This is a genomic window from Sagittula marina (genome assembly GCF_014196795.1).
Classification (GTDB): Bacteria; Pseudomonadota; Alphaproteobacteria; order Rhodobacterales; family Rhodobacteraceae; genus Sagittula; species Sagittula marina.
Genome location: NZ_JACIEJ010000001.1, coordinates 355465 through 373654, shown reverse-complemented (window position 1 = coordinate 373654; position 18190 = coordinate 355465). Strand labels below are relative to the sequence as shown.

Here is an 18190-nt window from a genome sequence, read left to right as displayed (position 1 = left end):
AAAAGAGCAGTAGGTTACAACATGATCAGGCACATCCGCCTTGCGCTGGGGATTAGCATCCTTGGCACTGCGGCGCTGCACGCGGCGCCCCCCGACAGATCGCTGCGCCCACAGGCGCGCGCCTACAGCCAGCTGACCGCCGTCGAGGAGGTGGTGAGCCGGGCCGTCGGTCTGGACAGCGTGCCGCTCGTGGCCCCGGCGCAATCGCTGCGGCCCTTTTTGCGGCCTGCCGTTCTGCGCGCCCCGGTGCAGGCGCACGGCGGCACAAACGCTGGATTTCAAAACTGGATCCGCGGGTTTCGCCCAAGGGCGTTGGCGCAGGGGGTGTCCGGGCGCACCTTTGATCGCGCGTTTGCCGGTGTGCGGTTCGATCCCGACATCGTGGCCAAGGATCAGACGCAATCGGAATTCGCCAAGGGCATCTGGAGCTATCTGGACAGCGCTGTTTCGGACTCGCGCATTCAAACCGGGCGCGAGATGCTGCGCAAACATGGCGCGCTGCTGACCCAGATCGAGCAACGCTACGGCGTCGACAAGGAAATCGTGCTGGCGGTCTGGGGCATGGAGTCGAACTACGGCACCTATCGCGGGTCCGAGCATGTGGTGGAGGCCATGGCGAGCCTTGCCTATGACGGGCGGCGGGCATCGTTTTTCGAGACGCAACTGGTGGCCACGCTGCAAATCCTCGAAGCCGGGGACACCACGCCGGAAAACATGAAAGGCTCCTGGGCCGGGGCGATGGGGCATACGCAGTTCATGCCCACGTCTTTCCAGAGCCTGGCGGTGGACTTCACCGGCGACGGGCGGCGCGATATCTGGAGCGACAACCCGGCGGATGCGCTGGCATCCACGGCGAATTACCTTGCCAAGAACGGCTGGATCAAAGGCATGCCCTGGGGTGTCGAGGTCACCTTGCCGCGCAATTTCAACTACGAGAACGTCGGGATCGACCGGATGCCTTCCGAATGGGCGCGACTTGGGGTCATGGGCATGAACGGGCGTCCGGTGCCCGACCACGGGTCGGCGCAGGTGCTGCTCCCGGCCGGACACAAGGGCGCCGCGTTTCTGGTGTTCAAGAACTTCCGTGTGATCAAGCGCTACAACGCGGCGGATGCCTATGCCATGGGGGTCGGCCATCTGGCGGACCGCGTCAAAGGTGGGCCTGCGTTCAAGGGCGACTGGCCGCGGGAGGATCGCCCGCTGACCCGGTCCGAGCGCAAGGAATTGCAGGCGCGGCTGACGCGGGCCGGGCATGATACGCAAGGCGTGGATGGGCGCATTGGTCCGGCGTCGGTCGCGGCCATTCGCGGCTATCAGCGGCGGGCCGGTGTCGTGCCAGACGGGTATGCGTCGATGTCGCTTCTGACGCGCTTGCGCTGAGCTTTGGCGTGGCGGCCTAGCGTCGCCACGCTCTGACCGCGTCAAGGATCGCCGGCCCGATAGGGGAGGCGTGCGCAATGGCCTCCGGGACGGCGCGGGCCATGCCGTCGGCATCTTCGGCCAGCCTTTGGTCACGTGCGGCAGAGGTCTGGGACATGCGTTCCAGCACCAACAGGATCTGTCGTCCCTGAGCCGAGGACATGAAAGCCTGATCCTGCGGGCGCTTCCCCAGCTCGTCATAGACCAGCGACAGCGCATGTGCGATCAGGCTGGCCTCTGTCTTGTGGCGGTTGGTCATTTTGTGCTGCGCTTAGGGCAAAGGCCGGTCGGAAACGCAGGCCTCCCCGGCGAAACAGCTTTGCATCCTGGCCAGGTCAGCGGCGGTGGGATTGGCGAACAGCTTCGTCCCGCAAGGATCGGCATAGGCGCGCTGGCCATCAGCCGTATGTTCGAGGAACACGAGGTAGGTCTGGGCGCTTTGCGGCTGCGCGCACCACGGGCCAAAGCATTGCACATGCAGGTCAATGTCGCGGTCAAAAGGCGTGGCGAAGCCATCCGCCCCAAGCGCCTGCCCGTCAAGCCGCGCGCGCAGCTGCGTCAGTGGCGGCGCGTCATTGGGGTCCCCTGCGGGGGCCTTGGGCAGCTTTGTCGCATCAAAGTTGAGCGTGCCAACCACCAACCCCCAGCGGGCGTCATCCGCATCCGCCGCCTGATAGGCGGCGACCGCATCGGGCCGCAGGCAGGACAGGGCACTGGCCTGCGTCGCCGCCAGCACCAATAGAGCCACAGCCCACCGCATCACAGCTTGTCCCGAAATGCAGCGATCACACGTTCGTAGACGTCACGCTTGAACGGCACGATGTTTTCGATGACCTCGTCGGCGGGCGACCAGCGCCATTCGGAAAATTCCTGATGATCGTCCGCATCGAGGCGCACATCGCTGTCCTGGCCGTGAAACCGCAGCAGGAACCACTTCTGCTCCTGCCCCTTGTAGCGACCTTTCCAGATGCGCGGCACAAGGTCGTGCGGCAGATCGTAGGCGATCCAACCTTCGGTTTCCGCCTCTACGGTTACGAGGTCCGGGGTCACGCCGGTTTCTTCGAGCAATTCGCGCAAGGCCGCGTCGCGGGCATCCTCGCCCTTGTCGATGCCCCCCTGCGGCATTTGCCAGGCGGGCGGTTCATGCGGCTGGCGGTCGGTGCGCTGGCCCACAAAGGCGTGGCCGTCCGCGTTCACCAGCATCACGCCAACATTGCGGCGATAGGGCAGTTTTGCGATGTCTTCGGGGGTCATATAAGGCGTCCTGATAGAAGAAGGGCGGGGTCTGACCCCGCCCTACGTCACTTAGTCCTGTGGGGCCAGCGCCGACAGTCCCTTGAGAATGTCGATGGCGTAGGCCAGCTGATAGTCCTCTTCGCGCAGGGCGGCAGCGGCTTCGGCCTTGGCCCGGTCCGCTTCGATCTGCTCGATCTCTTCCTCGGTCAGCGAGTCGTTGTCGAGGCTGCCGCGCAGGTCTGCTTCGGAACGGGAGAAGATGTTTGTGGCCTCTTCTTCCTCCTCCTCGGCGTTGGGATCACGGCGCGGCTGTTCCACCACGATGTCCGGCGACACGCCCAGGGCCTGAATGGAACGGCCCGACGGCGTGTAGTAGCGCGCGGTCGTCAGACGCATGGCGCCCTCGCCCCGCAGCGGCATCACCGTCTGGACGGACCCCTTGCCGAAGGATTTCGTGCCCACGACGATGGCGCGGCGGTGATCCTGCAACGCCCCGGCGACGATTTCCGATGCGGAGGCGGAGCCGCCGTTGATCAGAACCACCAGCGGCTTGCCGTCAATCAGGTCGCCCGGCGTCGCGTTGTAGCGGTCGCCGTCTGCCGGATCACGGCCACGGGTGGAGACGATTTCGCCCTTTTCGAGGAACGCGTCGGAGACGCGGATCGCCTGTGTCAACAGGCCGCCCGGGTTGTTGCGCAGGTCGAGGACGACGCCGTTGATGGCGTCGATGCCACCGGCAGCTTCGATCTGCTCGGCCAGACCTTCTTCGAGGTTCGGGTAAGTCTGGTCGTTGAAGGTGGTGACGCGCAGCACGGCGGTGTCGCCTTCGGTGCGGGCGCGCACGGCGGTCAGCTTGATCGTGTCGCGGGTGATGGACACTTCAAACGGCTCGTCTTCGCCTTCGCGGACCACGGTGATCAGGATTTCGGAGCCCACCGGCCCGCGCATCAGATCCACCGCCTGGTCCAGCGTCAGGCCCAGCACGGATTCGCCGTCGACATGGGTGACGAAATCACCTGCTTCGATGCCTGCTTCCATGGCGGGGGTGCCGTCGATGGGAGAGACGACCTTGACGAAGCCATCCTCTTGCGTGACCTCGATGCCCAACCCGCCGAATTCACCACGGGTCTGCACGCGCATGTCCTCGGCATCATCCGGGGGCAGGTAGCTGGAGTGTGGGTCCAGAGAGGTCAGCATGCCGTTGATCGCAGCCTCGATCAGGTCTTTTTCATCGACGTCCTCGACATACTGCGCGCGGATGCGCTCAAAGATGTCGCCAAAGAGGTCGAGCTGCTCGTAGACCGTCAGGCTACGCTCTTCCTCCTGCGCCAACAGCGGCCCGACGAACTGGGTCGTCGCCACGACGGAGGCGAAGGTGCCCACGCAGGCGGCCATCACGAATTTCTTCATATCTCATCCCTTGTCGGTTGCGAACCACACCAGTGGATCGTTGGGGGCATCGCCCTCTCTGACCTCTATGTAAAGCGTTTCCGAGCGGCCAGCGCCACCCCCCTCACTTTGAAGTGACGGGTTTGTCGGAACGGGCATCAAGCCCACCGGACTGCCGGCTGGCAGCACCTCTCCGATTTCTCCGTAGACCGTGTCCATTCCTGCAAACACGAACAATACGTCAGGAGAAGGTTCAAGAATGGTTACCAAACCATAATCCAGCAGCGGACCGTTGTAGCGAATCGTCGCAGCGGTGGGCGTGGTCACCAACGCGCCGGGGCGGGTCGCCAGCACGATACCGGGGCGCGCAACGCCCGCCGCGTCGGGGTCACCTGCTTCGCGCAGCACAACGCCGCGCACCGGCAGAGGCACCTTGCCGCGCAGCCCTTCGATGGAGGACGCGGCCGCGGTGCTGTCGTCCTCGCCGATCTGGGTGAGGCCGGAGGCGAAGCCTTCCAGTGTTTCAGTGGCAGAGATCAGCAGCGCGGTGCGCACCGGGTCTTCGGTGAAGCGTTGCGGCAGATCGGTGCGGTCTGCGATGGCCTGGCTCAGGTCGGTGCGCGCCTGTTGCACCCCGCGCAAGCCTTCGGACAGGCGTTGCGCGGCATTCTGTTGCACATCGCGCAGGGCACTGACCTCTTCGAGATCGGCACGCAGATCCGCGGCCTGTTGCGCCAGTCCCGGCGCGACGGCGGCCACCAACATGCCTGAGCGCGCCGTGCCCAACGGCCCCTTCGGATGCACCATCGCGCCGGGTGACGCGCGCCCGCCCATGGACGTCAGAACACCCAAAAGTTGGGAAATTTCCTGATCCTGCGCGGCGAGCTTTCTGGTCAGCTCCGTCTCGCGGATGGCGGCGCCGCGCAACCCGTCGCGCATGGCGGCAAGCCCGTCCTCATAGGCGCGGATCGTGTCGGTCAGCGCTGACACCCGATCAGAGGCGTCATCCGCGCTGTCGAGCAGAACGGAGGCCGCTTCGAGCGCTTCGGCGGCGCGGCTCGCATCCTCCCCCGCCGTTTGCGCAAAGGCAGGGGACGTCAAAAGCGCAAGAAGCAGCGTGAACCGTCTCACTTGATCAGGCTCTCCCCGGTCATTTCCTCGGGTTGGTCGAGGTCCATGAGTTGCAACAGCGTCGGGGCCACGTCTGCGAGGCGTCCGTCTTTCAGCGTCGTGCCCTCGGGCGCGCCATAGAGGATCACCGGCACGAGGTTCGTGGTATGCGCCGTGTGGGGCCCGCCGGTTTCAGGGTCAACCATGGTCTCGCAGTTGCCGTGATCCGCGATCACCAGCAGTGCGCCGCCGGTTTGCTCCAGCTTATCAACCACTTGACCAAGACCATTGTCCACCGCTTCGCAGGCAGCGATGGCTGCGTCCAGATCGCCGGTGTGGCCCACCATGTCCGGGTTGGCAAAGTTCACCACGATCAGATCATAGCCGTGGTCGATTGCTTCGAGGAATTTCGAGGTGACTTCGCCGGCGCTCATTTCCGGCTGCATGTCGTAGGTGGCGACCTTTGGCGACTTCGGCATGAAGCGGTCTTCGTGCGGTTCCGGCGTCTCTTTGCCGCCGTTGAGGAAGAACGTGACGTGCGGATATTTCTCGGTTTCTGCGAGACGGAACTGCGTCTTGCCTTGCTTGGCCACCCATTCGCCCAGCGTATTGACGATCTTCCGCTTGGGAAACGCGGTGGTCATGTAGGCGTTGTGGGCGTCGGAGTATTCCACCATGCCCAGCAGGGCAGAGAGCGATTTCCGGTCACGATCGAACCCGTCAAAATCAGGCGCGCCAATGGCGGCGAGAATCTCGCGCGCCCGGTCGCCACGGAAGTTCACAAAGAACAGACCGTCGCCATCTGCCAGACCGGCATAGTCGCCCACGGTGAACGGCAAGACAAATTCGTCATTCTTGTCGGCGCTATAGCTGTGCTTGATACCGGTGACCGAGTCGGGCTGCTGGCTGTCGCCCTGCCCTTCGATGGCGGCGCGGTAGGCCTTTTCCACCCGGTCCCAGCGGTTGTCCCGGTCCATCGCGTAGTAACGGCCCGACACGCTGACGATCTTTGCCCCCGTGGGCAAGGCCGCCTCAAACTGTGCCACCTGGTCGGCGGCGGAGGTCGGCGCCACGTCGCGGCCATCGGTGATGACGTGAACGGCGACATCAAGCCCTTGATCGACAAGGGCTTTGACCGCTGCCAGAATGTGATCTGTGTGGGCATGGACGCCACCGTCAGAGGTCAGCCCCATGACGTGCGCCGTGCCGCCAGATTGCTTAACAGTCTGTGCGAAATCCAGGATCGCCTTGTTTTCGAAGAAGCTTCCGTCCTCGATGGCGAGGTCGATCTGGCCAAGGTCCATGGCAACAACGCGGCCCGCGCCGATGTTGGTGTGTCCCACTTCGGAGTTGCCCATCTGCCCGGTGGGAAGCCCGACATCCGGACCATGGGTGATCAGCGTCGCGTGGGGACAGCTGGACATAAGCCGATCAATCGTCGGGGTTTTTGCCAGCGCAGGGGCATTGTTTGCCGTGTCGTCGCGCAGGCCCCAGCCGTCGAGAATGGTGAGGATGACGGGTTTCATGTCTGGCTCTCCCACATGTCTTTGGCTGCGGTGTAGCAGAGCCTGCAGAGGATGTGGAGAGCACAAGGCTTAACGCATCGGCAGGCGGCTTAACCCTGCCGCTGTCAGAGCATCCACCCGGCCAGTCCGGGTGGATCGGTGGGGTTGCCAGATCGGCCAGCCCCCAAGACGCCGCCACTGTGGCCAGATTGCACCACCGGCCTGAAACCCGTGGCGACGCACGTCCGCCATGCTATGTGAGGCTTAACCCCTTATGAATGGAGCCCCTCGATGCGCCTGCCCCTTTGCCTGACTGTCGCAGCCCTGACCGTCGCCACCCCCGCCCTTGCGCAGGACCGTGCGCTGGCGTTCGAATTGGGCCTCGGCGCACGTGTGGCGCCGGACTACGAAGGCTCCGAAGATTACTCCACCGGACCGTCCGTGACCGGCGCTGTCAGAAGCCTGAACCTGCTCGGCGTGAACATCGACCGCGGCGACGGCCTGGGCTTTGGCTTTGGCCCGTCCTTCCGCTACATCGGCGAGCGGACCGAAGACGACCACAGCCGTCTGGCGGGGATCGATGACGTGGACGCGGCGTTCGAGGTCGGCGGGCGCGTGTCCTATCGCTGGGAAAAGGTCGAAGTCTGGGGTGCGGTGCGCAAAGGCGTGACCGGCCATGATGGCGTGACAGGCAACATCGGGTCCGATTTCGTTCACGATTATGGCCAGGGCACAGAGGTCCGGGTCGGCCCGCGTCTGGCCTTTGCCAATGACGAATACATGGACACCTATTTCAACGTACCGGCGGGCGCGTCGCTGGCGGAGTATTCCGGCGATGGCGGTCTGTACAAGGCGGGCCTGGAAATGGTCGTGCGCCACGATTACAACGACGCCTGGGCGGTCGAAGGCTCGCTGGGCTGGAACCGTCTGGTCGGTGACGCGGGCGACAGCCCCATCGTTGAAGAGCGCGACTCCGGCACGGTCGGGATCATGCTGATCCGAAAGTTCGACTGGGCGTTTTGATCTGAAAGGTGGGGTTTCGGCTCCACCTTACTTCTTTCATCGGCTGCGCAGACCAAGCGAACCAGTGCTGCACCAAAGCGAATGCCGGGCCTCTCAGCCCGGCATTTTGTTTATCCTTGCAGTGACTTCACCACCAGTTCGCCTTCTTCACGGGCCTTCATGGCCATTGCTGCGGCATGGGCGCCTGCGGCAGTCGTGAAGTAGGGGATCTTGTCATACAGCGCGACCGAACGGATTTCGCGGGAATCCTCCACAGAGGCCGCACCTTCGGTGGTGTTCAGGACCAGTTGAATGCCGCCGTCTTTCATCAGGTCGACGATGTTCGGACGTCCTTCATAGACCTTTTTGACCGTGGTGCAGGGAATGCCCTGCTCTTTCAAAAAGGCCGCCGTGCCGCTGGTGGCGTTCAGCGTAAAGCCAAGCGCCGAAAGCGTCTGCGCCGCTTCGATCATCATCGGACCTTTGTCATCGTCCTTGATGGAGATGAAGACCGCGCCTGTGGTCGGCAGGTCGATGCCCGCGCCCATCTGTGCCTTCAGGAAGGCACGGGGGAAGGATTTGTCCCAGCCCATGACCTCGCCCGTCGAGCGCATTTCCGGGCCGAGGATCGTGTCTACGCCGGGGAAGCGGGCGAAAGGCAGCACGGCTTCCTTCACCGAGAACCACGGCATGTTCGGGTCGGCCAGCGTCATCGGGTCCGCCATCGGCACGTCGGTGTCGTAGTCGGTCGCTTCGGCGTGGGGCGCGCGCATGGGGAAGGCGGAGAGCTTTTCGCCCGCCATGAGACGCGCCGCGATGGAAGCGATGGCGCTGTCCGTCGCCTTTGCCACGAAGGGCACGGTGCGGGAGGCGCGCGGGTTGACCTCGATCAGGTAGATTTCGCCGTCCTTGATGGCGAACTGCACGTTCATCAGGCCGACCACGTTGAGCGCCTTTGCCAGCGCGCGGGTCTGGACTTCGATCTCGGCGAGGATGTCCTTGGACAGCGAATAGGGCGGCAGCGAGCACGCGGAGTCACCGGAGTGTACGCCCGCCTCTTCGATGTGCTGCATGATGCCCGCGACGTGTACGTCGGTGCCGTCACACAGCGCGTCCACGTCCAGCTCCACCGCGCCGGACAGATAGCTGTCGAGCAGCACCGGGCTGTCGCCGGAGACCACGACGGCCTCCGCAATGTAGCGTTTCAGGTGGTCCATATCGCGCACGATTTCCATGGCGCGGCCCCCCAGCACGTAGGAGGGGCGGATCACCAGCGGGAAGCCGATCTGCTCGGCGATCTTCAGTGCCTCGGCGTCGGTGGAGGCGATGCCGTTCTTCGGCTGCTTCAGACCCAACTTGTTGACAAGGTTGAGGAACCGGTCGCGGTCTTCGGCAAGGTCGATGCTGTCCGGCGAGGTGCCGAGGATCGGGATGCCGTTTTCTTCCAGCGCGTTGGCCAGCTTCAGCGGGGTCTGGCCGCCAAACTGAACGATGACACCGTGCAGCGTGCCGTTCTGCTGCTCGACGCGCAGGATTTCCATGACGTGCTCGAACGTCAGGGGCTCAAAGTACAACCGGTCGGAGGTGTCATAATCGGTGGACACGGTCTCCGGGTTGCAGTTGATCATGATGGTTTCGTAGCCCTGATCGCTCAGCGCGAAACAGGCGTGACAGCAGCAATAATCGAACTCGATGCCCTGACCGATCCGGTTCGGACCACCGCCCAGTACGACGACCTTCTTGCGATCAGACGGACGTGCCTCGCATTCCACCTCGCCCATCATGGGTTCTTCGTAGGTGGAATACATGTAGGGGGTCTGCGCCTCGAACTCGGCGGCGCAGGTGTCGATGCGTTTGAACACGGCGTTCACGCCAAGGTTCTGACGAGCGCGGCGCACCTGTCCTTCTTCGCGGCCCGTGAGTTCAGCCAGACGCGCGTCGGTGAAGCCCATCATTTTCAGGTCACGCAGCGCGTCTTCGGTCACGGGCAAACCATTCTTGCGAATGCCTTCCTCGGCTTCGACGATCTCGCGCAGGCGGTCGAGGAACCACGGATCGTAGGACGTGACACCCTGGATTTCGTCGTTGGTCAGGCCGTGGCGCATGGCTTGCGCGATGGTGCGCAGGCGGTCGGGAGTGGCTTCGGACAGCGCCTTGATGACGGCGGATTTTTCCGGCGCGCCGGGGATGTCCACCTCGTTGAAACCCGTCAGACCGGATTCCATCGAGGCGAGCGCCTTTTGCATGGATTCGTGGATCGTGCGGCCAATGGCCATGGTCTCGCCCACGGATTTCATCGCCGTGGTCAGCTTTGGCTCGGAGCCGGGGAATTTCTCGAACGCGAATTTCGGGATCTTGGTGACGACGTAGTCGATGGTCGGCTCGAAGGAGGCCGGCGTGACCTTGGTGATGTCGTTGTCCAGCTCGTCAAGCGTGTAGCCGACGGCGAGCTTTGCGGCGATCTTGGCAATCGGGAAGCCGGTGGCCTTGGACGCCAGCGCGGAGGAGCGGGACACGCGCGGGTTCATTTCGATCACGACCATGCGACCGTTTTCCGGGTTCACCGCCCACTGCACGTTGGAGCCGCCGGTTTCGACGCCGATCTCACGCAACACGGCGATCGAGGCCGTGCGCATCATCTGGTATTCCTTGTCGGTCAGCGTCAGCGCCGGGGCAACGGTGATCGAATCACCGGTGTGCACGCCCATGGGGTCGACGTTTTCGATGGCGCAGACGATGATCGCGTTGTCCGCCTTGTCGCGGACGACTTCCATCTCGAATTCTTTCCAGCCCAGCAGGGATTCGTCCACGAGGATCTGGTTCACCGGGGAGGCATCCATGCCCGAGCGGCAGTAATGGATGTAATCCTCGCGGTTGTAGGCCACGCCACCGCCGGTGCCACCGAGGGTAAAGGCCGGGCGGATGATCGCGGGCAGACCCACATAATCCAGCGTTTCCAGCGCCTTGGCGACGCCCGCATCCAGATCGGCCTTGCCGTCCGCTTTCTTGGGCGCGGTGACGATGGTGGCCTTGGGGTTTTCGAGCCCGAGACGGTCCATCGCTTCGCGGAACAGCTTGCGGTCTTCGGCCATTTCAATGGCCTCCCGCTTCGCGCCGATCATCTCGACGCCGTATTTTTCCAGTACGCCCATCTCTTCGAGTGCGAGGGAGGTGTTCAGACCCGTCTGGCCGCCCATGGTGGGCAGCAGCGCGTCGGGGCGTTCCTTTTCGATGATCTTGGCGACCATCTCCGGCGTGATCGGCTCGATATAGGTGGCATCGGCCAGACCGGGATCGGTCATGATCGTCGCCGGGTTCGAGTTCACGAGAATGACGCGGTAGCCCTCTTCGCGGAGCGCCTTGCACGCTTGTGCGCCGGAGTAGTCAAACTCGCAGGCCTGTCCGATGACAATGGGACCAGCGCCGATGATCATGATGGACTTGATATCGGTACGTTTGGGCATGGGAGGACCTCTTCGTCAACACGGCAGGGGGCATCGGGCGCATGACTATCCGTCACCGCCCAAATTGTCGTGCGTTATAGAGATCGCAAGGTCGGGTTCAACCCCTCAAAGCGGTCAATCGCAGCCGGCGGGCGTTCGCCCGGCGCGCCCCGCCTTTGCGCAACGTCAGGCGCGGCGCAGCAAACGCCTCAGCAGACCGCGTGCGGGGGGCGGATTGGACAGGACAGAAGGATCCGGCGCAGGCGGGACTACAGAGCGCTGCGCTGGCTCCCGGAGCGGATCGTCCGGGGCATACATTTGCCGTGGTGGCACCGAGGTGGCGCGCAGTTCCGCGGCTGCGGGGCGGTTCCATCTTGGGGTGTCCGCAGTTTTCACCGCGCCCGGACGTGCGGAGGGCGCAGAACTGCGGGGCGGGCTGGGGTCGACACTGTACTCCTCGACAAGGGAATGGATGATGTCGAGCGCTTCGGCCGTCAAACCGGGGCCGGGTGTACCTTGAATGAGGTTGGCAGGTCGGCGTTTCATTGGAAAAACTCTGCAATAGATTAAAAATTATCCAAAAGGGTAATAGTTAATTGGGGCGGCTTTGCGGCGGCGCCCGTTTGATGCAGGCTGTCATGTCAAACTCACGACAAAGGATCGCCTGTCAGCGCCCTTTATGGCGATTTCGCCTGAAAACCTTGCCTGAAGCCTCGGGTGCCCGACGCCTCCAAAGCGCTGTTCCACCTCCGACCGAGCGTCATTTGCGGTAAATTCGGGCTGTTCGCTTGACTTCACCCCCACGGCACGGTGTATCCGCGCGTGACCGAGCCATTCCCTTTTCAAAGGTGAGAAATCATGCACGCCTATCGCAGCCATACCTGTGTTGACCTGACCAAGGCCAACGTGGGCGAAACCGTTCGCCTCTCCGGTTGGGTTCACCGCATCCGCGATCACGGTGGCATCCTGTTCATCGACCTGCGCGACCATTATGGCACGACGCAGGTTCTGTGCGACCCCGACAGCCCGGTGTTTGCCGAGGTCGAGAAGGTCCGCTCCGAATGGTGTATCCGCATCGACGGCACCGTAAAGGCGCGTGATGCCGAGCTGGTGAACAGCAAACTGCCCACCGGCGAAATCGAAGTTTTCGTCCGTGACCTCGAGGTGCTGGGCAAATCCGATGAGCTGCCGCTGATCGTGTTCGGCGACCAGGAGTACCCGGAAGAAACCCGCCTGAAGTACCGTTACCTCGACCTGCGCCGCGAGGCGATGCAGAAGAACATGACCCTGCGCTCCGACGTTGTGGCATCGATGCGTAAACGCATGTGGGATCGGAACTTCCGCGAATTCCAGACGCCGATCATCACGGCCTCCTCCCCCGAGGGCGCGCGCGACTTCCTCGTGCCGTCGCGTCTGCATCCGGGCAAGTTCTACGCGCTGCCGCAGGCCCCGCAGCAGTTCAAGCAGCTGATCATGGTGTCGGGCTTCGACAAGTATTTCCAGATCGCGCCCTGCTTCCGCGACGAAGATCCGCGCGCCGACCGTTCACCGACCGATTTCTACCAGCTCGACCTTGAGATGTCCTTTGTCGAGCAGCAGGACGTGTTCGACACGATTGCCCCGGTGATCGCAGGCGTCTTCGAAGAATTCGGCGAAGGCAAAAAGGTCGACGCGCCGCATGAGTGGCCGCAGATCCCCTACAAGGAAGCGGCGCTGAAATACGGCACCGACAAGCCTGACCTGCGCAACCCGATCGAGATGCAGGACGTGTCCGAGCACTTCCGCGGCTCCGGCTTTGCGATCTTTGCCAAGCTGCTGGAGCAGGACGGCACCGAGATCCGCGCCATCCCCGCCCCCACCGGCGGCTCACGCAAGTTCTGTGACCGGATGAACTCCTGGGCGCAGAAAGAGGGCCTGCCGGGCATGGGCTACATCTTCTGGCGCGATCAGGGCGACGGCATGGAAGCCGCCGGTCCGCTGGCCAAGAACATCGGCCCCGAGCGCACCGAAGCGATCCGCGAACAGCTGGGCCTTGGCGTGGGCGACGCGGCGTTCTTCCTTGGTGGCAAGCCTGCGTCCTTCACCAAGGTTGCCGGCCGTGCGCGCGACGTGCTGGGCCACGAGCTGAAGCTGATCGATGAAAACCGCTTTGCCTTTGCATGGATCGTGGACTTCCCGATCTACGAAAAAGACGAGGAAACCGGCGCGATTGACTTTGAACACAACCCGTTCTCCATGCCGCAGGGCGGGATGGATGCGCTGATGGGTGATCCGCTGGAGGTCAAAGGCTACCAGTACGATCTGGCCTGCAACGGCTACGAGCTGGTTTCCGGCGCGATCCGGAACCACAAGCCGGACCTGATGCTCAAGGCGTTCGAGATCGCGGGTTATGGTGCCGATGAGGTGAAGAACCGCTTTGGCGCGCTGTTCAGCGCCTTCCATTACGGCGCCCCGCCGCACGGTGGTTGTGCTGCGGGCATCGACCGGATCACCATGTTGCTGGCTGGCACTTCGAACATCCGCGAAGTCATCATGTTCCCGATGAACCAGCGTGCCGAGGATCTGATGATGAACGCGCCCTCTGATCCGTCGTCGGATCAGATGATGGAACTTGGGCTGCGCGTGATCCCGCAGGAATAAACGCGAAGTTGAGATCGAGCTATTGGGGCGGCCTTCGGGTCGCCCTTTTTCGTCGAGATCAGTGCAGGGCGAGCAAATCGGCAGCGACCGCGCCGGGGCCAAGCGCGACCGCGCCGAGCGCCACAATCACCGTGGCCGATCCGATGATGAAAAAGCGCATCGCCCGTTCCCGGCGGACCACAACAGTTGGCGCAAGCTCGCGCCAGAGCACCCGTTTTACCATCAATTTGCCGATCTGCATAAAGCTGACAAAGCCGAAGATCGCCAGTGTCATCAAAAGTGCTGCATCAGTTGCCATTGCAAAAGCCTCCGCTGGCGCGTTCCACCCATACCACCTAGGATTGAGGAGAACTGTGGCACAATCGCGGCAGACTGCTACGCAAATAGCAAAAATTTAACGAAATTTCGGTTCTGGAACGACAAACGCCGCCCCGGGAAACCGAAGGCGGCGTATGAGAGGCCCCGTGCAAAAGCCCCCTGCCAGAAAATGTCAGCTCAATCTTCGAGCGAATCTTCTTTCTTCTTCTCAATCAGGCCAGACTCTTCTTCCTTACGCTTAAGGAAGCGTTCGCCATAGCCTTTGATTTCGCCATCGTCGATAACTTTTTTGGCGCGCGTGAAGACTTCGTCTTCTTCCTCGTCGATGTGGTGCAGGTAGTCGTGCTGCAACGTCTTGAATTTGTTCAGCCAACCAGAGGAGGACATATCCATCTCGTTGAGCTCTTCCATCATGTCGTCAAGTTGCTGGTGCTCGTGCACCGAGTGACGCGCACTGTCCTGGCCCCATGTTTCGGAGATCAGTTTGGAGTAAAACGTCTCTTCCTCAGCAGCGGCGTGGGCTTTTACGTCGTGGTAGAATTCGTCCCACGCCTTTTTGCGCGTATCGGAAGCGCCGGAGGTGTCTTCGATGGTGGACAACAGCTCGCGGTGGCGATCATGGTCCGATGTGATGGCACTGTAGATATCGGTCATTTGTGTCCCTTGGCTTATCACTGGCTAGGCCCTGCGCGCCTTGATCTGCGCGGTTTCGCCGAGGTAACGCGGGTCCGCCGGGAAGGTTCCGCCGAATTTCGATTTTCCTGTAAGCGGCGCGGCGCGCCAGAGGGTATCGACAGGTCCAGGCCTTCATAGGCGGCTCAGCTTCAGGAACGCAGATGAGGGCAAATTCGTCGAGATCGCACCAGGCCGAGCTTGCCGCCGTTGCGGCAAGAAGCCCGACGACAGTGGCTGGCCGCGCTGCTGTCCGCGAAACGCCACGGACCCCCTGCGCGCCGAGACGTAATCTGCTGGCGATTGTGAACGGCGGGCAGGCCATCCTGCGCTGCAGGCCGGATATAAATCTGCCCTTGGTGCCTGTCTCAGCATTGACGAGTGGGACAGGCATGCCGCGCAAGATCACATCCCAGACGGATCAGGGGATCAACTCGGCTCAGATGGCGACCCGATCAGCCAGTCGGTCTTGGACCAATGACGCAACGCGGGCGATGGTCGGCTGTGTGGGCTTACCTGTTCGCCGTGCGCTGGCGAGGTCCTCGGCCGCTTTTTGCAGCGCTCCGTCGCCAGCGCTGCGCGCGACCCCAGCAAGAAATTGCGTCACGTAGCGCAGCGATCGCTCATTCTCCTGGTCGACCAGCACCTCCGCCGCATGGGCCATGTCGTCGCGATAGGCCATGGGATCGGGCAGAATCGGCTCATCGGTCACAAGGCGCGGACCGGTAGGACGACGTTCCGGCGGCAATCCGGCAAGGATCGTGTTCTGGAAGTGGGAAACCGACGACACAGGTTTTGCCAGAAATCCATCGGCCCCGGCAGCAAGCGCCACCTCTTCGGAAAAGCTGTCGCCAGAGGTGCCGATGACAACATCCACACGCGGGCAGGCCACGGTGAGTTCAGAGATCAGCTCCGCCCCGGAACCGTCTGGCAGTCCGAGATCGACGATCACGACAGACGGTCGATAGACCTGCAAATGACGACGCGCGGATTTCAAACAGTCGGCGCGTCGGATGCGTGCGCCGGAGCGCAGGCAAAGCAGCCGCATGGCATCACAGGCGTAGCGGCTGTCTTCAACCACAAGAACGGTCAGGCCCAGCAGGGGCCGCGTCGTGGTGGGCCGCAGGTGCGCGGCAAGGTGTGAATTCGTGTCCATCTTTCCCTCCAGGCGGTGTGTCTCTTGCGAGTCGCAGCCATGATGCGGCCTGTCAGATGAACAACGCGTTAAGGTTGATATTCGCTAAGGATGCGGTTGCACGGAGGTGATACATTTCCTTAACGCCTGAACCGGTGAGGGCTGCTGTGTCGCGGCCCCCTGCCCTTGCCCCCTGCCCATTGACGAGGCCATATAGCCCGCAACAGGACAGAGGAGAGTTGTCATGATCGGACGCCTAAATCATGTGGCCATCGCCGTGCCCGACCTTGAAGCCGCCGCAGACCAGTATCGCACCGCGCTTGGCGCACAGGTCGGCGCGCCGCAGGACGAACCGGATCACGGTGTGACGGTGGTCTTTATCGAGCTGCCCAACACCAAGATCGAGCTGTTGTACCCGCTCGGCGACAACAGCCCCATCACCGCGTTCCTTGAAAAGAACCCGTCCGGCGGCATGCATCATGTCTGCTACGAGGTGGACGACATCATTGCGGCGCGCGACCACCTGAAAGAAACCGGCGCGCGCGTGCTGGGATCAGGCGAACCGAAGATCGGGGCCCATGGCAAGCCCGTGCTGTTCCTTCATCCGAAGGATTTCAACGGCTGCCTCGTGGAACTGGAGCAGGTCTGATGGGTGTGACATCGGGCATCGTCCTGTTTGCCGTGATTTGGTTCATGACATTTCTGTGTGTCATTCCTGTGCGACTGGAAACGCAGGGCGACCGCGGTGAGATCGTGCCGGGCACCCACGCGGGCAGCCCGGAGGTCCACAACCTCAAGCGCAAGGCGTGGATCACCACCGGGATCTCTGTCGTGATCTGGGGAATTCTCGCGTCGATTATCTTGTTCGAGCTGATCTCTGTGCGCGATCTGGACAGATGGATGTTCAACCGGATGGAGCATCGGGAGATCGTCGACTGATACGGCGATCAGGTCGGGGCCAGGCCCCGACCACTGCCGCTCAGGCCTTGTTCGTCAGGCGGTGGAAAACATGCGTAAAGGTCGCGGCCCCGAGCACGGGCACCAACAGGTTCACCACTGGCACGGTCAGCGGCAGCGCCATCAGCACGCCGCCAATCCAGATCGTGGCGATGTGGCGTTTCCATAGCTTTTTTGCCTGCACCCGGCCGACACGGCGCATGGCCGCAAGGATGAAATACTCTCGCCCCAGCAAGAAGCCGTTCAGCCCCCAGAAGATAAAAGGCGCGAGCGGCGCAAACAGCAGATAAAGCACCAGCGCCACGATGTTGGCCAGCGCCAGCACGCCCAGAAATCCCAATCCGTCCAGGATGCTTTCGGAGATCGGGACCTGTTCGGCGCGGCCCAGATGCGGGTAGTGGCGATCTTCGACGGCCTGCGCTACGTCTTCGAGGAACAGACCCGTCACCGCAGAGGCCACAGGCACCATCAGGAAAACCGACAGAACTGCTGTCACCGGCACCATGGCCCAGCTCAACACGTTGTCGACCCATGTAATTTCGCCGATCCACGGGAGGGTGAGGCTGTCACCCACCAACCAGCCCGCGCCCCAGACCAGAAACGCCGCAAAGGCAAAGAGCACCAGCAGCGTAAAGCCGATGCCCTTCGCCAGAACCTTGCGAAACTTGGGATCGTCGAGCTGGCCGATGGCCTTCAGAAACGCGGAAGGGATCATGCGTCAACCCAAGTGGTGATCTGGTCAAGGTCGGGGCGCGGACGATCCGGCGGCGCGCTGCGTTCGGTGCCCAGATGCATGAAGCCCGCGACGGATTCGTTCTCTGCCAGCGACAGGGCCTCTGTCACGAAACCGCGGTCATGGCTGGCCCAGCCGGACAGCCAGTTCGCCCCCCAGCCGGATGCCAATGCGGCGTTCAGCAGCGCGAGGCAGACGGCCCCGGCCGAGTAGGTCTGCTCCACCGGCGGCACCTTGTCGGAGGGTTTTTGCACCTCGATCACCGCAACGCACAGCGGGCTATCGCGCCACGTGCTTTTGGCTTTGGCGATGGCGTCCGCGTCCTTGCCCAGCCGCACGCCAGCTTGTTCGGTCGCCTCCGCCATGCGGGTCAGAGCCGCACCTTCGAGGACGATGAAGCGCCACGGCTCCAGCTTCCCATGGTCTGGCGTGCGGGCGGCGGCGGTCAGCAGGGTTTCCAGCGTGGCGCGGTCAGGCGCGGGTGCGACCAGTGTCTTGGCGGGGCGCGACCGGCGGGTCAGCAGGAAATCCATGGCGGCGGTGTTGGGCGTGGGCAAGGGGCCTCTCCTTCTGGTCTTGTAACGGTATGAAGGGCGTTTGGCGCCCGGATTCAACCGCCAATGTTGCGCAA

General features: G+C 62.9%; 18 protein-coding genes. 5 read left to right on the top strand and 13 right to left on the bottom strand.

Translation table 11 applies throughout. The features are described from left to right. The first annotated feature begins 21 nt into the window (after window positions 1-21). Complete coding sequence (locus tag GGQ68_RS01735) at window positions 22-1380, top strand: lytic murein transglycosylase (protein WP_183962666.1); 1359 nt, start codon at window positions 22-24, stop codon at window positions 1378-1380. Window positions 1381-1396: 16 nt separating this feature from the next. On the opposite strand, the gene GGQ68_RS01730 is transcribed toward GGQ68_RS01735, so the two are convergent. The 6 genes from GGQ68_RS01730 to gpmI are packed head-to-tail and all read right to left on the bottom strand — an operon-like array spanning window position 1397 to window position 6680. Then, window positions 1397-1678, bottom strand: coding sequence for a hypothetical protein (locus tag GGQ68_RS01730; protein ID WP_183962665.1), 282 nt, complete (start codon window positions 1676-1678; stop codon window positions 1397-1399). A gap of 12 nt (window positions 1679-1690) precedes the next feature. After that, window positions 1691-2179, bottom strand: coding sequence for a hypothetical protein (locus tag GGQ68_RS01725; protein ID WP_183962664.1), 489 nt, complete (start codon window positions 2177-2179; stop codon window positions 1691-1693). Then, window positions 2179-2673, bottom strand: coding sequence for an RNA pyrophosphohydrolase (locus tag GGQ68_RS01720; RefSeq protein ID WP_183962663.1), 495 nt, complete (start codon window positions 2671-2673; stop codon window positions 2179-2181). Before GGQ68_RS01720 ends, GGQ68_RS01725 begins: the two co-directional genes overlap by 1 nt. 51 nt (window positions 2674-2724) lie before the next feature. Continuing rightward, complete coding sequence (locus GGQ68_RS01715) at window positions 2725-4065, bottom strand: S41 family peptidase (protein WP_183962662.1); 1341 nt, start codon at window positions 4063-4065, stop codon at window positions 2725-2727. Window positions 4066-4068: 3 nt separating this feature from the next. Continuing rightward, window positions 4069-5175: a peptidase M23 gene (locus tag GGQ68_RS01710; RefSeq protein ID WP_183962661.1), complete on the bottom strand. Its 1107-nt coding sequence runs from the start codon at window positions 5173-5175 to the stop codon at window positions 4069-4071. Continuing rightward, complete coding sequence (gpmI, locus tag GGQ68_RS01705; protein ID WP_183962660.1) at window positions 5172-6680, bottom strand: 2,3-bisphosphoglycerate-independent phosphoglycerate mutase; 1509 nt, start codon at window positions 6678-6680, stop codon at window positions 5172-5174. Before gpmI ends, GGQ68_RS01710 begins: the two co-directional genes overlap by 4 nt. Window positions 6681-6950: 270 nt before the next feature. On the opposite strand from gpmI, the gene GGQ68_RS01700 reads away from it, so the two are divergent. Continuing rightward, a complete protein-coding gene (locus GGQ68_RS01700) occupies window positions 6951-7682 on the top strand; it encodes a MipA/OmpV family protein (RefSeq protein ID WP_183962659.1) in 732 nt (243 codons plus the stop codon). A 110-nt stretch (window positions 7683-7792) separates the two neighbouring features. Here GGQ68_RS01700 and carB read toward each other — a convergent pair whose 3' ends face one another. Both carB and GGQ68_RS01690 read right to left on the bottom strand, forming a co-directional pair. Beyond that, complete coding sequence (carB, locus tag GGQ68_RS01695; protein ID WP_183962658.1) at window positions 7793-11125, bottom strand: carbamoyl-phosphate synthase large subunit; 3333 nt, start codon at window positions 11123-11125, stop codon at window positions 7793-7795. Window positions 11126-11290: 165 nt separating this feature from the next. After that, entirely contained in the window at window positions 11291-11650 is a 360-nt protein-coding gene (locus GGQ68_RS01690) for a hypothetical protein (protein ID WP_183962657.1), read from the bottom strand. Between the two features lie 312 nt (window positions 11651-11962). Here GGQ68_RS01690 and aspS point away from each other — a divergent pair, with 312 nt between their 5' ends. Next, window positions 11963-13744, top strand: a complete 1782-nt coding sequence (aspS, locus tag GGQ68_RS01685; protein WP_183962656.1) for an aspartate--tRNA ligase — start codon at window positions 11963-11965, stop codon at window positions 13742-13744. A 58-nt stretch (window positions 13745-13802) separates the two neighbouring features. Here aspS and GGQ68_RS01680 read toward each other — a convergent pair whose 3' ends face one another. The 3 genes from GGQ68_RS01680 to GGQ68_RS01670 form a co-directional block, all read right to left on the bottom strand. Continuing rightward, entirely contained in the window at window positions 13803-14042 is a 240-nt protein-coding gene (locus GGQ68_RS01680) for a hypothetical protein (protein WP_183962655.1), read from the bottom strand. A gap of 197 nt (window positions 14043-14239) precedes the next feature. Beyond that, a complete protein-coding gene (locus GGQ68_RS01675) occupies window positions 14240-14716 on the bottom strand; it encodes a hemerythrin domain-containing protein (RefSeq protein ID WP_183962654.1) in 477 nt (158 codons plus the stop codon). A 457-nt stretch (window positions 14717-15173) separates the two neighbouring features. Then, window positions 15174-15890 (bottom strand): response regulator, encoded by a 717-nt coding sequence (locus tag GGQ68_RS01670; protein WP_183962653.1) that lies wholly within the window; start codon window positions 15888-15890, stop codon window positions 15174-15176. 223 nt (window positions 15891-16113) lie between these two features. Here GGQ68_RS01670 and mce point away from each other — a divergent pair, with 223 nt between their 5' ends. After that, on the top strand, window positions 16114-16518 hold the full coding sequence (gene mce, locus GGQ68_RS01665) for a methylmalonyl-CoA epimerase (protein WP_183962652.1): 405 nt from the start codon (window positions 16114-16116) through the stop codon (window positions 16516-16518). Beyond that, window positions 16518-16808: a DUF1467 family protein gene (locus GGQ68_RS01660; protein WP_183962651.1), complete on the top strand. Its 291-nt coding sequence runs from the start codon at window positions 16518-16520 to the stop codon at window positions 16806-16808. Before mce ends, GGQ68_RS01660 begins: the two co-directional genes overlap by 1 nt. Before the next feature lie 40 nt (window positions 16809-16848). On the opposite strand, the gene GGQ68_RS01655 is transcribed toward GGQ68_RS01660, so the two are convergent. Together GGQ68_RS01655 and GGQ68_RS01650 are read right to left on the bottom strand one after the other, a co-directional pair. Further along, window positions 16849-17541, bottom strand: coding sequence for an EI24 domain-containing protein (locus GGQ68_RS01655; RefSeq protein ID WP_183962650.1), 693 nt, complete (start codon window positions 17539-17541; stop codon window positions 16849-16851). Continuing rightward, entirely contained in the window at window positions 17538-18116 is a 579-nt protein-coding gene (locus tag GGQ68_RS01650) for a nitroreductase family protein (RefSeq protein WP_183962649.1), read from the bottom strand. The genes GGQ68_RS01655 and GGQ68_RS01650 overlap by 4 nt, the downstream gene beginning before the upstream one ends. Window positions 18117-18190 lie beyond the last annotated feature (74 nt).